Genomic DNA, 13137 nt, shown 5'->3' with positions numbered 1-13137 from the left:
TTGTTTTTCGAAGCTCAGTACTTGGCGATGACCGGGCCGCCCCAGTTGAAGTGGTAATTGATACCGCCCTTCACAGTGTGTGTGGTCAGGCCCACATTGGTGAAGCCGACATTCGGGTCGCCATAGGCGGCGTTGCCGTAATCGGCATACATATATTCACCCTTGAGCGACCAGCTCGGTGCGAACATGTATTCGACGCCGGCGCCCACGGTCCAGCCCGAGTGAACCTTGCTCTGCGAGGCGGAAGCGCCGGGGATGGCGATGGAAATGCGGTTGTCAGCCCATGCGTAACCGCCCTTGGCGTAGAACAGCGCCGCGCCGGCGGTGACGCCGAGACGTCCCGTGACGCTGCCGAACGAGCGGATCTTGTCCTCGACGGTGACGATGCCGAGAATGGTGTCGCTGTACTTCATGTCCGATGCCGCGGCATCGACTTCGAGACCCCACAGCCAGTTGCCGCCCGGGATCGCCCAGTTGTAGCCGATGGTGCCGCCGCCGAAGCCACCCTTGATGTCATTGGTGGTGAACGCGAAGCCATCGATGCGGTAACGGTCGGACCAGCCATAGCCGCCCATGACACCGGCGTAGAAGCCGGACCAGTTGTAGGCGACGGCGACCGGCATCGGCGGAGCTTTGGTATAGGGGCGGGCAGCCAGATCAGCGGCGGAAGCCGCAGAAGCGCCGAGAACAACGAGGGCAGCCGAAGCAAGCAAAATCTTCTTCATCTGAAGTCTCCCCAGTGCGGTTTCGCAGCGAAACCATTCCCCCGGCGTGAACGCCGAATTCAATCCCTGGTTGGACTATAGGCGAGTCCCGTCAAAATGCAGTCACTTAAAAGCCACACTCGCATACGTTGTCCTTGGATTGGACGTAAGTAAAAGGTAAGCGGAAACAGTTGCCTAGGCCGGTTGTACGAATCGGGTGCGCTGGAGTTCACGGGGCCGTCTGCCCCGCGCTGCCACGATACCGTCGCGCGAATTCTGCTGCTTGAGAACATTAAGGGAACATACTAGAGTGACGTCGTGGTGGATAACCCGCGGTGCGGGGACGTCCCGCGGGGACGGACCGTATAGGGTCGATATCGGCACGGTTGCGCACAGCCGGCACTTTGGTGCCGGGCTTGGACGTCGGCATCCGATCAGCAATTCAGATTCGAGAGTTAGGAGAGTGGCATGGCGGGTAGCGTCAACAAGGTGATTTTGGTCGGCAATCTCGGCAAGGATCCCGAGGTCCGCCGCATGCAGAACGGCAATCCGGTGGTCAATCTCACGGTGGCGACCTCGGATACCTGGCGCGACAAGGCAACCGGCGAGCGCAAGGAGAAAACCGAATGGCATCGCGTGGTCATCTTCAGCGAGGGGCTCGCCAAGGTGGCGGAGCAGTATCTGAAGAAGGGCGCCAAGGTTTACATCGAGGGCGCGTTGCAGACCCGCAAATGGACCGACCAGTCCGGTGCTGAAAAATACACGACCGAAGTCGTGCTGCAGGGGTTCAACGCGACGCTGACCATGCTCGACGGCCGCGGCGGGGGCTCGGGCGGTGGTGGCGGCTATGGCGGCGACGACATGGGCGACAGTTTTGGCGGCGGCCAGTCCAGCCCGCCGCCGCGCCGCGTGGCCGCCGCGCCGGCCGGCGGTCGCAGCGATATGGATGACGACATCCCGTTCTGATCCACCGCATTGCTAACGACACCTCGGCGCGCTGCGAGCGATTGCTCGCGGCGCGTTTTCTTTTCGGGTGGATGAATGGGCGCGATGGCTGCCGCAATGTGGATGAGCGCGATATCTTTACATTGGAAAGATTTGTGCGAGAATTGCTTGCATCATTCTCTTGGATCCGTGATCACATGTCGCTCCAGCCTCTGCTCGATGCCGCCGCGCCGATCCCGTTGCATGCCTTCGCAGCCATGGCAGGATTTGCGCTTGGCGTCGTTCAACTCGCTGCCCCCAAGGGCACGTTGTCGCATCGGGTGATGGGCTGGCTATGGGTGCTATTGCTGGCCATTACGGCGATCAGCTCGTTCTGGATTCATGGCGATAGCTATCGGCTGTGGCGTGACTGGAGCCCGATCCATCTGCTCTCGATCCTTACGCCGATCATGCTGGTGGTCGGCGTCCTTCACGCGCGCCGGCACCGCGTGCGCGCGCATGCCATCACGATGGTGTCGATCTTCATCGGCGCGCTGGTGATCGCCGGCTTGTTCACGATGGTGCCGGGGCGCGTCATGCACACGGTGGTGTTCGCCGGCCGCTAATTAGGCTTCGGTGCTTCAGCACATCCAAGGATATGCCATGCCATCGCGAAGCCGATCGAGGCGACGATGCGCGGTGATGTGGTCGATCTCCGCGCGCGTCATGCCGATATCTATCAGTTCTCTTTCGCTGAGATCATGCAGCGAGATGCCTGGCTCGCGGCATCGGCACTGCTCCTGAAACCAGTGCCAGCACGGCTTCAAGAAAGCGGCGGCCCGCAGCGCCGATGGTGCGGCGGCATCGCCGGTCCCGGTTGCTGGCGGTGTGAATTGGATTGGCATCGGTCACTCCTGCTGTTGCGCACGGCAGGCGAGGCCAAAACAAAAGCCCCGTCCGATGCCGGCGGGGCCTGTCGAAGAAGATAGCGGCTTTGAACGTCCTAGCGCATGACTCCTTCCATGGCCCAGCAAAGGCGGGTCATCGATTTGCGATTGGAGATGCGCACAAACATATTCATGATGGCCGCATACTATGATGCCGCCCATAAATCAATGGTTGTTTTCTGCGTTTCTTTCACTAGTGCGTGCTTGCGAGTCTCGAAGATTGCGAAGTGACGTGTCCGCGAGCCCGTCGTCTGCCCCCAAGCGGCATGATCCGTGAGCCGGTGCTTGCCTCTGGCCCGCCGCTGTACGGCCGCAAGATTGCTGCAGGATCCCGCCGTTTCTCACGCGATTTGTACGGCTTCCACCAATCTTGCCGTTTCTTCCTTGCGAGCGCCGTAACTGATTGAAAGATAAGGTCGAAAATCACTTGCCTCGGAGGTTGTCGGGGTGGCCTACGCGCGTGCTTTACGCTATATGAGTCGCACCCGAATCTGACCGGAAACAACCTTGTCCGACAACGAAGACCAGAAGCCTGGGGAGCCGCCGGTTCCCTCGGATATCCGTCCCGTATCCATCCTCGACGAGATGAAGCGTTCGTATCTCGATTACGCCATGAGCGTGATCGTGGCGCGCGCGCTGCCCGACGCCCGCGACGGCCTCAAGCCGGTGCATCGGCGCATCCTCTATGCGATGTACGAGAACGGCTTCGAATACAACAAGCCGTTCCGCAAGTCGGCGCGCACCGTCGGCGACGTCATCGGTAAGTATCATCCGCATGGCGACCAATCGGTCTATGACGCGCTGGTGCGCATGGCGCAGGACTTTTCCATGCGCGTGCCGCTGATCGACGGCCAGGGCAATTTCGGCTCCATCGACGGCGATCAGCCGGCCGCGATGCGCTACACGGAATCGCGCCTCACCAAGATCGCGCAGACGCTGCTCGACGATATCGACAAGGACACCGTCGACTATCAGGACAACTACGACTCGTCGGAAAAAGAGCCGAAGGTTCTTCCCGCGAAATTCCCGAACCTTCTGGTCAATGGCGGCGGTGGCATCGCTGTTGGCATGGCGACCAACATTCCGCCGCACAATCTCGGCGAATGTATCGATGCTTGCGTGGCGTTGATCGACGATCCCTCGCTCTCCATCGACGATCTCAACAAGATCATTCCGGGCCCGGACTTCCCGACCGGCGGCATCATTCTCGGTCGCGCCGGTATCCGCACCGCCTACCACACCGGCCGTGGCTCCATTGTGATGCGCGGCAAAGTCTCGATCGAGCCGATCCGCAAGGATCGCGAGGCGATCATCATTTCCGAAGTGCCGTATCAGGTGAACAAGGCCACCATGGTCGAGCGCATCGCCGAACTCGTGCGCGAGAAGAAGATCGATGGCATCTCGGATCTGCGCGATGAATCCGACCGTGACGGCTATCGCGTAGTCGTCGAGCTGAAACGCGACGCCGTGCCGGACATCGTGCTCAACCAGCTTTACAAGTTCACGCCGCTGCAGACCAATTTCGGTGCCAACATGGTGGCGCTGGATGGCGGTCGCCCGCAGGTCTTCAATCTGAAGGACCTGCTGACGATCTTCGTCGGCTTCCGCGAGCAGGTCGTTACGCGGCGTACGAAATTCCTCCTCAACAAGGCGCGCGACCGGGCGCATATCTTGGTCGGCCTCGCCATCGCCGTCGCCAATATCGACGAGATCATCCGTGTGATCCGTTATTCACCCGACCCGAACACGGCGCGTGAGACCCTGATGTCGCGCGACTGGCCGGCGAAGGATGTCGAGGCGATGATTACGCTGATCGACGATCCGCGTCACCGCATCAATCCGGACGGTACCGCGCGTTTGTCCTTCGAACAGGCCAAGGCCATTCTCGAGCTCCGCCTTGCACGCCTCACGGCGCTCGGTCGCGAGGAAATCTCTGACGAACTTGATAAACTCGCCATCGAGATCGCCGACTATCTCGACATCCTGCGTTCGCGTGCGCGCGTGCAGGGCATCGTCAAGGACGAACTCGGTGCCGTGAAGGCGGAGTTCGCCACGCCGCGCAAGACGGAGATCGTCGAGCAGGAAGGCGAGGTCGAGGACGAGGACCTGATCCAGCGCGAGGACATGGTGGTGACGGTGTCGCATCATGGCTATGTGAAGCGCGTGCCGCTCTCGACCTATCGGGCGCAGCGCCGCGGCGGTAAGGGCCGCTCCGGTATGGCGACGCGTGACGAGGATTTTGTCTCGCGCCTATTCGTGGCCTCCACGCATACGCCAGTGTTGTTCTTCTCGTCGCGCGGCCAGGTCTACAAGGAGAAGGTCTGGCGCCTGCCGATCGCGCCGCCGAACGGTCGCGGCAAGGCGATGATCAACATCCTGCCGCTGGAGCAGGGCGAGCGCATCACCACCATCATGCCGCTGCCCGAGGACGAGAGCACCTGGGATACGCTCGACGTGATGTTCGCCACCACCGGCGGTAATGTCCGGCGCAACAAGCTATCGGACTTCGTCGATGTCCGCCGCTCCGGCATCATCGCCATGAAGCTGGACGAGGGCGAGAGCATCGTCGACGTGCAGATCGCCACCGAGCATGACGACGTGCTGCTGACCGCTGGCGGCGGCCAGTGCATCCGCTTCCCGGTCACCGATGTTCGCGTGTTCCAGGGCCGCAGCTCCATGGGCGTACGCGGCATTGCGCTGGCCGAAGGCGACAAGGTGATCTCGCTGTCGATCCTGCGCCATGTGGAGACGACCTCGGACGAGCGTTCGGCCTATCTGAAAATGCGCCGCGCGGTGGCGGGCGAAGCTGTGGCCGACGAGTCGGCTGTCGAGGCCGAGGGCGAAGAGACGTCCGGTGCCGTTCAGCTGTCGCAGGAGCGCTATGCGGAACTCGGCGCTGCGGAACAGGTGGTGCTCACCGTTTCCATCAACGGCTATGGCAAGCGCACTTCGAGCTACGAATATCGCACCACCGGCCGCGGCGGCAAAGGCATCGTCGCCATGTCGGTGAACGAGCGTAATGGCAAGCTGATCGCCTCCTTCCCGGTGGAAGACAGCGACCAGATCATGCTGGTCACCGACAAGGGGCAGCTGATCCGCTGTCCCGTCGAAGGCATCCGCGTCGCCGGCCGCTCCACCCAGGGCGTCATCGTGTTCAACACCGCGGACGACGAGCACGTGGTGTCGGTGGAGCATATCGGCGAAGCCGGCGAGGGCGAGGAGCCTGAGGCGGGTGGGGCTGCGCCGGAGGTGGAGGGTTGAGGCTCTTCGTGGCAGTTTACGATGCGTGAAGCAAAAAGCCCGCGGCTATGCTGCGGGCTTTTCTGTACGGGTAAGACGCGCGCTTATTGCTCAAGGTGGGGCCGGCCCGACGCTCTTGCTACGGATCGACGGTAAGGGATGACGCTCCTTGGTCATAAGTGTATGATTGGCTACAGCCAATACCGCCAAATGTAGATTACGGTCATCGCGCCTCCAATCACAACAATGGCGCCACGGACTATCGGCGCGGGCAGCACGGCGAAAAGACGGCCTCCAAGCAAGCCGCCAATGAGCGCTCCTGCAAGCATGATCAAAGTCTCTGGCCAGCTAACCGCGTTCCGAATAACAAAGATCGTGATCGTCGCGAAGCTGACCGCAGTGGCAAGTACGTTCTTCAGAGCATTTGCGGTCCTGACATCCTCTCGGCCGGTAATTGTAAGCACGGCTAGAAGCATGACGCCTAGTCCTGCGCCAAAATAGCCACCATAAATGGCAGCCAAAAAGAGAAGTACAGGTCGGATGTGCTCGCTCTCCGTTGCGCGATGATGGTTCAGTCTTTCTTGAATCTTCCGGCCAAATGCAAAGATCAAAGTAGCAATCCCGACGAGCGCCGGCACTAGCAAAACGAATATGCGATCTGAACTAGCGAGTAAGAGGAGCGCGCCGAGCGTGCCTCCGCATGCTGATGCAGCTATGGCCTTCTGCGTAAGAGAATCCCAGTTCGGCCATCGTGACCGGTCCGCGAGGGCCGCCATTAGGTGGCCCGGCACGACTGCTACAGCGTTTGAAGCGTTGGCGATCATTGGAGACAATCCAACCGCGATCATTGCTGGAAAGGTGATCAATGTTGCGCCGCCGGCGATCGCATTCACGATTCCGCCGATGACGCCGGCGGCTGATAGTGTAGATGCGGAGATTGCATCCATCGTTTTCTCCCGCCCCTGTCGTTCGCGGTCTCCGCCGCGCGTTCTTGATTCTAGAAGTTCGCACAACACCGGGCAAATTCTCAACCGCTGACGTGCAGTTTCCGGTGGTGCGATCTCGATAGGGGCCTTCAGTGCGGATTACTCGGGAGCGTGAGATTACGCCTCACGAGTCAGGATGCGGCGGGCAAAATACCCGGTGGTGAAGAACACGGCAGACATGCCCGTAGCAATGAGTGCTTTGCGAAGAGCACCAGCGATATCTGCATTGGGCACTCCCAAGGAGCCGATAGTCACTGCCGCGCCGGCAAGCGATACGAATGCGAGAAAGCTGAATACGATGAAGATTGTTTGGCCAGCATACCGCTTGATCCGAGCGTGAGGCATCCTTTCCGTCCTATTCCATGAGCGCGAAAGTCAAAGCTGCTCGTAGGCTTCCTGAGAACACCGGTCTGAGCCGCAGGAAACGTTTTCATTTCGCATTGGCTTTCCGCCCTCTATGATAACCAGAAAGGTTTGGTCTCCGAGCGAATTTCCCACCGCGCTAATCAACATTGCGCGAATGCAGGCTGACCAGCCAAGCTTGGTCCGGCGCGGCATCGAGAAACAGACGTTCGACGCAGACGATTGCGCCAGGAAGAACTCTCCCATCCTCGTTTACAGCATGGCGCGCATTTCAGGCGCCGGTTCTGTTGCGGCGGCTCCGGGTGCTCGGTCCTTGATCATGTCCGGTGCCAAAGTCGCCCCAGGATCAATGGAGCAGCCGGTTAAAAGCATTCCGGCGATGCACAGCGCAATTCCCCTCATCTTTCAGGTTTATCAACGCCATTGGCGCGGGACAATTGCGATCCTTGCTCGTGAACGCTGTGACGAGAAAATGTCGGGCAAAGCCAAAGCTAGACTTATCGCCGCATAGACATGTCCAGATTCTATAACTGCTCGTCCTGTGTCCGTGAAGTTTTTCATTTAGCTTCCCTCTTTTACAGCGATCGGAGGCGCACCTGCGGCGTTGCTATTTCAAGGGCGATGGATTGGTGGTTCGATCCCGTTGAAGCTCTGTCGCCGGATCGCGCAACGCGCCATTCTCACTACGATTTTGCAGCAGCTCCCAGCACATTCTCGTCTGTGTTTTCCCCACTCGCCGGTCGTGTCTTGAAGAACGGGCTTGGCTCCGGCGTCTCCGCATTACCGCGGATCAGCTTGCGGCCGGCTTCCAGACCGCCGATGACTTCCAACTCCACGCGCTGCGCGTCGCGCTCGCGGACCTCCGCGATGGACTCGCGCGCCGCTTCCTCTTCAAGGCCGAGGCCTTTCAGGACGGCCTCGCTGAACACCAGCGCGGACTCGAAGGTCTCGCGAATCTGGAATTCGACACCGGCCTTGATCAGACGCAACGAATGGCCGCGGTCGAATGAGCGGACATAGAGTTTGGCCAGCGGAAATTCCGAGCGGCAGAGTTCGACGATGTGATCCGCGGCCTCCGGCTTGTCGACACAGATCAGGATCGCCTCTGCCGTGGCCGCGCCCGATGCGCGCAGCACGTCGAGACGGGTGCCGTCGCCATAATGGATCTTGAAGCCGAAATTGCCTGCGGCGCGGATCATGTCCACGTCGCTCTCGATGAGGGACAGTTCGATATCGCGCGCCAGCAAGGCCTGACTCGCCACCTGTGCGAAACGACCGAATCCGATGAAGAGCACGCGGCCGCGCAGGCCGTCGGCCTTGTCGATGCCGTCCATGGAGACGGGGGCGGGGGAGCGTATGCGCCCATGGACGAGCAGTACGATCGGCGTCAGCGCCATGGACAGGATCACGATGGCGCTCATGACGGCGGAGGCGCGGGCGTCGAAGATGCCGGCGGCGAGCGCTGCCGCATAGAGCACGAAAGCGAATTCGCCGCCTTGCGCGAACAGCGCGGCGCGGTGGCTCGCCGCAGCATGGTCCGATTTCGTCAGGCGCGCGATGGCGTAAATGCCGATCGCCTTGACGATCATGAAGGCCAGGACCCCGCCCAGCACCATGATCCATTCGCTGGCGACGATGCGCAGATCCAGCGACATGCCGACACTGAGGAAGAATAGGCCGAGAAGGATGCCGCGGAACGGCTCGATGTCGGCTTCGAGCTGATGGCGGAAATTGGATTCCGAAAGGAGGACGCCGGCGAGGAAGGCGCCCATCGCCATGGAGAGGCCGACGCTCTGCATGAACACGGCGGAGCCGAGCACGACCAGCAGCGCGGAGGCCGTGAGCACCTCGCGAGCGCCGGCGCGGGCGATGATGCGGAAGAACGGATCCAGCAGCCAACGGCCAGCGGCAATCAGTGCCGCGAGGCCGGCGAGGGCAATGCCGATGCTCTGCCATGCGGGCTTGGTCGTCGCGGCGGCCGGCGCCTCGGCGGCGCCCCACACTGCGACGAGCGCCAGCAGCGGCACGATCGCGAGATCTTCCAGCAGCAGGATCGCGATGGCGCGTTGGCCCTCGGGCGTCGTGGTCTCGTCCTGCTCCTCCAGCAGCTGCATGATGACGGCGGTGGAGGACAGTACAAAACCCATGGCGCCGATCATGGCGACGGGAAAAGCGAGGCCCGCGGCCATGCCGACCAGCGTGAGCAGCAAGCCGCAGGCGATGACCTGCGCGGCGCCGAGGCCAAAGATTTGCCGCCGCAGCTTCCACAGCTTCGACGGGCGCATTTCGAGTCCGATGATGAAGAGGAACATGACGACGCCGAGTTCGGCCGTATGCAGCAGTGTCTCGGGATCGTGGAACAGGCCTAGACCGAACGGTCCTACGGCGAGACCTGCGGTGAGATAGCCGAGGACGGAGCCGAGCCCCAGGCGCTTGAACAGAGGTACCGCGACGGTGGCCGCACCCAGCAGGACGATAGCGTGTCCCAAGTTGAAACCGGAAGCGTCCGCCATAAGACCTCTTTCATTGATCGGCCGGGCGGCTCTGCCCGGTGCATGCAGCCTCGTGTGCATATGCCTGTGTGGCGCGTCGCGGGCAAGGACCGGAGATGGAACCGGTCACAGTTGGGCTTGAGACCGTATGATCGGCGCAACTTCGGTGCCGAGAAGCTCGATCGAGCGCTTCATGGCGGCGGTTTCGAGCGAGGCGGTGCTCATCTGGAAGGTGATGCGCGCGACACCGCCGAGTGCTTCGTTCGCGTGGCGCATCTTGGCGGCAACTGTACGGGGGGCGCCAACCAGGAACGAGCCCTCCGGGCCGGCCATGGCGTCGAATTGCTGGCGCGACGGCGGCGACCAGCCGCGTTCGCGGCCAATCTTCGCGGTCAGATGCGCCCAGCCGGGGAAGAACGCATCCCTGGCTGCCGCGTCGGTTTCGCCAACAAAACCCATCGCATGTACGCCGAGTTTAAGCTTGTCGAGATCGTGCCCAGCACGGATGCCGGCTTCGCGGTAGAGATCGACGAGCGGGCGAAAGCGTTCGAAAGTCCCGCCGATGATCGCGACCATCAGCGGCAGGCCAAGCGTGCCGGCGCGCACGAAGGATGCCGGCGTGCCACCAACACCGATCCAGAGCGGCAGTCGCGGCTGATGGGGGCGGGGATAGATCCCCTGACCTTCGAGCGCCGAGCGGAAGCGACCTTTCCAGATCGGGTGCTTGGTCTCGCCGAGTTTCAGGAACAGATCGAGCTTCTCCGCAAACAGTTCGTCATAGTCCCGCGGGTCCATACCGAACAGCGGATAGGCCTCGCCGAACGAGCCACGGCCGACAACGAGTTCCGCGCGCCCTTTCGAAATCAGATCGAGGGTGGCGAATTCCTGAAACACCCGCACGGGGTCGGCGGCGCTCAGCACTGTCACCGCGCTCGTCAGCCGGATATTCTGGGTGCGCGCTGCTGCTGCGGCCAGGATGATCGCCGGCGCTGAATCGAGGAACTCGGCGCGGTGATGCTCGCCGATGCCGAACACATCGAGTCCGGCACGGTCGGCCACTTCGACCTCCGCGAGAAGATCGGCCATGCGGTCAGTTGCCGCAGGCGGCTGGCCTGTTGCGGAATCGGGGAGGATGGCCGCAAAACTGTCGATACCGATTTCCATCAGAGCTCCTTGTCAAATTCGTCAATCAGGCAGCTTCAGTCCTAGAACCGGAAGTTCGCCATCAGACTGATCAATGTGATGGTCTGCGAAGGCCCGGTGTCTGATATGAAACGTCCCGGTTCGAAGGTACTCAACGATGCCGACAGGTTGAGCTCGGCCGTGGCCTGCCACGCCACGGACAGTTCGACCTGATGTCCAATGAAGCGCGCATCGCTGCCTTTGCCGCTCCGTACGAGGTTTCCGGGAACGCCATAGATGCCGTCGGCGGCGCTCTGTCGCCAAAAGGCGCCCCCGGTGAGCGAGACTGCAACATCCCTGCGCGGATGGACAGAAATCGACGGCCGGACCTGGATGAGGTTGCGCGGTCCGACCGGAGACAAGGCGCCGAAATACTTGCCTCTTGGAAACAGCGGATTGAACGTCTCGAGATTGGGATCGTCCGGGTTGTTGTCGCCCGAGATGACATCGCTCATGAACCGGACTTCCGGTTGTAGCCACGTTTGCAGGAAACGATAGCCGAATTCGCCACCAATGCCCCATGCCGCCACACGATGCGTGCCGAAAGACCCGCGTTGCAATGCGCCTTCGACATTCCAGAACCATGTGCCCGTGTCGCCGAAAATTCTCGTTCCGAACGTATGTGCTCGCTCTCTGCCGCAGCCTTGGTCGAAAATAGCATCGCGATCCAGCAGGCCGAGATAGTAGACATCGACACCGATCGACCGGTTCTCCCTCAGCCATTCTGTCGCATAAGCGCCCCAGACGGACTTTTGGCGCGACGGCCGGTCATCAAAGTCGCCCGGAAAGTTATCAATGGGACGCGCATATAGGACGGTCACTTGCCGATCTGCCGATGTCACGACCGCGTCAAGACCGTCGAAGGCCTGCGGGACATTGGGACCGTAGCGGGTGTCGATGAAGCGGCCGGCGCCCAGCGACATCAGCTTGCGCCCTGCCGACATCCGCAGCGCGGTACGGTCTCCGACATCCATTTCGATCTCGCCGAACGCCTGAAGCATATCGGCGCCGGTCGTATCGACCGGACGCACGGGCCGGTCGGTGCCCGTGATCTCCGAGAAGATCGGTTGGGTAAAAAGCCGCACCTTGCCCGCGTGAAGGTCGGCATAGGGCATGAACCGGTGCCAGATATAACTATCGTTCGGCGCCGATCCCCAATTGACGTTCGTATAACCTTCATAACGCGACCGGGCCTCCATGCCTGTGGTGAGATAGACCAATCCATGCTCGTCCAACGGGATGTATTTGAACGGCTCCGTCCAATGGCCGGTTCGCCGCGATGGATCGGCGAGATAGGACCAATCCTCGACATATCGCTCGTTCGTCAGCGTCGGTGCGCGCTCGACATCCGTGCCGACCTGTGCCCGAACGAATGTAGTCGTCGCGGCGATCGTCGCCGCAAGGACGAAGCTGAACTTGATCATCTGGCGTTTTCATCGACGATGGCAGTCAGATATCGGGATCGGACAGCTCGTTCCCGCTGCTGTTGCGCTGAGATGGGCGGCGAGACCGCGATGCGCGGGCAATGCTCGCGCGGTCGCGCCGTCCTTTTGCTCAGTTAGCTTTTGGCGCCGGCGTGTTCAGCAGCTGCTGCTCCCACACATAGGCGATGCCGCTGCCGCCGCCATGCTGGATCATGATGTCCGTCAGTCCGGGCACGGTGTCCAGCCGGGCCCAGTCGCGCTGCCATTCGGCCAGCACCGCGAACCAGGTCATCATGTTGGCGCCGGCTCGGATCATGCGCTGGATCGCGACCTCGTGCGCCTCGATCGATATGCCGCCGGAGGCGTCAGTGACGACCGTGACATCCCAGCCCTCGCCGAGGGCCTGGATCGTGGGCATCGCGACGCAGACTTCGGTCCACAGGCCGGCGATGATCAGTTGCTTGCGGCCCGTCGCCTTCACCACGTCCACCACCTTCGGATCTTGCCAGGTGTTGACCCAGGTCCGGTCGATCACCTCCTGTCCAGGGAAGACATCGGTGATCTGCGGAAACAGGACACCGCCACGTTCGACGAGTACGCTCGTGAGAATTGTGGGGACGCCGAAAAGCTTGGCGGCCTTGGCCAGACCCACAGTGTTGTTGATCACCATCTGCGGTTCGTGGCTGTTCAGGTTGGCCATCTGGAAGGGCTGATGGTCGATCAGAACGAGAACCGAGTCTTCGGGGCGAAGAAGCGACGCAAGACCATTGCGAAAAGTCATGAATACATCCTCTGCTGCCGTTGTAAGTGAGGTGGGTTAGGGGGCATGCGCCAACGGCGACGTTGTCCGACGGAGGTATTGCCGTTCGTATCGG

The 13137-nt window shown here is 61.4% G+C and carries 12 protein-coding genes; 4 read left to right on the top strand and 8 right to left on the bottom strand.

The window, feature by feature from the left end; translation table 11 throughout:
• Positions 1 to 14: 14 nt before the first annotated feature.
• Positions 15 to 725 carry an outer membrane protein gene (locus E0H22_RS14890; RefSeq protein ID WP_233021790.1) on the bottom strand — a complete coding sequence of 237 codons (711 nt, stop codon included), beginning with the start codon at positions 723 to 725 and terminating at the stop codon, positions 15 to 17.
• 447 nt (positions 726 to 1172) lie between these two features.
• Between E0H22_RS14890 and E0H22_RS14885 the strand changes: the two genes are divergently transcribed.
• Both E0H22_RS14885 and E0H22_RS14880 read left to right on the top strand, forming a co-directional pair.
• Positions 1173 to 1670 carry a single-stranded DNA-binding protein gene (locus tag E0H22_RS14885; RefSeq protein WP_233021789.1) on the top strand — a complete coding sequence of 166 codons (498 nt, stop codon included), beginning with the start codon at positions 1173 to 1175 and terminating at the stop codon, positions 1668 to 1670.
• A gap of 176 nt (positions 1671 to 1846) precedes the next feature.
• Entirely contained in the window at positions 1847 to 2254 is a 408-nt protein-coding gene (locus E0H22_RS14880; protein ID WP_233021788.1) for a DUF2306 domain-containing protein, read from the top strand.
• Positions 2255 to 2269: 15 nt separating this feature from the next.
• Here E0H22_RS14880 and E0H22_RS14875 read toward each other — a convergent pair whose 3' ends face one another.
• Positions 2270 to 2533: a DUF1127 domain-containing protein gene (locus E0H22_RS14875; protein WP_233021787.1), complete on the bottom strand. Its 264-nt coding sequence runs from the start codon at positions 2531 to 2533 to the stop codon at positions 2270 to 2272.
• A gap of 549 nt (positions 2534 to 3082) precedes the next feature.
• Here E0H22_RS14875 and gyrA point away from each other — a divergent pair.
• Positions 3083 to 5836, top strand: a complete 2754-nt coding sequence (gene gyrA, locus E0H22_RS14870; RefSeq protein WP_233021786.1) for a DNA gyrase subunit A — start codon at positions 3083 to 3085, stop codon at positions 5834 to 5836.
• A 170-nt stretch (positions 5837 to 6006) separates the two neighbouring features.
• Here the strand turns inward: gyrA and E0H22_RS14865 are convergent, their stop codons facing one another.
• Both E0H22_RS14865 and E0H22_RS14860 read right to left on the bottom strand, forming a co-directional pair.
• Positions 6007 to 6762 carry a sulfite exporter TauE/SafE family protein gene (locus E0H22_RS14865; RefSeq protein ID WP_233021785.1) on the bottom strand — a complete coding sequence of 252 codons (756 nt, stop codon included), beginning with the start codon at positions 6760 to 6762 and terminating at the stop codon, positions 6007 to 6009.
• Positions 6763 to 6918: 156 nt separating this feature from the next.
• Entirely contained in the window at positions 6919 to 7146 is a 228-nt protein-coding gene (locus tag E0H22_RS14860; protein WP_233021784.1) for a hypothetical protein, read from the bottom strand.
• Positions 7147 to 7321: 175 nt separating this feature from the next.
• Here E0H22_RS14860 and E0H22_RS14855 point away from each other — a divergent pair, with 175 nt between their 5' ends.
• On the top strand, positions 7322 to 7675 hold the full coding sequence (locus E0H22_RS14855; RefSeq protein ID WP_233021783.1) for a hypothetical protein: 354 nt from the start codon (positions 7322 to 7324) through the stop codon (positions 7673 to 7675).
• Positions 7676 to 7847: 172 nt separating this feature from the next.
• On the opposite strand, the gene E0H22_RS14850 is transcribed toward E0H22_RS14855, so the two are convergent.
• From E0H22_RS14850 to E0H22_RS14835, 4 genes are all read right to left on the bottom strand, one after another.
• Entirely contained in the window at positions 7848 to 9677 is a 1830-nt protein-coding gene (locus E0H22_RS14850) for a monovalent cation:proton antiporter-2 (CPA2) family protein (protein WP_233021782.1), read from the bottom strand.
• Positions 9678 to 9782: 105 nt separating this feature from the next.
• The gene (locus tag E0H22_RS14845; protein ID WP_233021781.1) at positions 9783 to 10820 is read right to left on the bottom strand and encodes an Atu2307/SP_0267 family LLM class monooxygenase; all 1038 of its coding nucleotides are present in this window, start codon (positions 10818 to 10820) and stop codon (positions 9783 to 9785) included.
• A gap of 41 nt (positions 10821 to 10861) precedes the next feature.
• Entirely contained in the window at positions 10862 to 12262 is a 1401-nt protein-coding gene (locus E0H22_RS14840; RefSeq protein ID WP_233021780.1) for an alginate export family protein, read from the bottom strand.
• A gap of 130 nt (positions 12263 to 12392) precedes the next feature.
• The gene (locus E0H22_RS14835) at positions 12393 to 13043 is read right to left on the bottom strand and encodes a hydrolase (protein WP_233021779.1); all 651 of its coding nucleotides are present in this window, start codon (positions 13041 to 13043) and stop codon (positions 12393 to 12395) included.
• Positions 13044 to 13137: the final 94 nt, after the last annotated feature.

Source organism: Rhodopseudomonas boonkerdii (genome assembly GCF_021184025.1).
Taxonomy (GTDB): Bacteria; Pseudomonadota; Alphaproteobacteria; order Rhizobiales; family Xanthobacteraceae; genus Tardiphaga; species Tardiphaga boonkerdii.
Note: the sequence above shows the minus strand (reverse complement) of the source record. Positions and strands in the feature narration are given on the sequence as shown.